Source organism: Paenibacillus sp. BJ-4 (assembly GCF_020404765.1).
Classification (GTDB): domain Bacteria; phylum Bacillota; class Bacilli; order Paenibacillales; family Paenibacillaceae; genus Paenibacillus.
This window is the reverse complement of record NZ_JAIVEM010000037.1, coordinates 1-218: the sequence shown is the minus strand read 5'-3', so window position 1 is coordinate 218 and position 218 is coordinate 1. Positions and strand designations below refer to the sequence as shown.

1 protein-coding gene is annotated in these 218 nt (G+C 52.3%); it reads right to left on the bottom strand.

What is annotated here, in order from left to right; all coding sequences use genetic code 11:
- The coding region (locus LCF57_RS07520) for a beta-ketoacyl synthase N-terminal-like domain-containing protein (RefSeq protein ID WP_226000131.1) at positions 1 to 218 on the bottom strand (218 nt) is incomplete at both ends.

Sequence of the window (218 nt, the reverse complement as noted above, 5' to 3'; positions counted from 1 at the left end):
CTGACAGCATTTGGTTGGCGCAAAGCCCAACATAGCTGAGCGGATGGACATACAGGTTTACTCCTCCTGCAATCGCCATCTCGCATTCTCCCCGGTACAGATGCTCGCAGGCTTCATGAATCGCGGTTAACGAGGACGAACACATGGTATCGATCGGCATGCTGGGTCCTTGCAAATTGAACAGGTACGAAATCCGGTTAGCCACGGAGCTAAAGGAT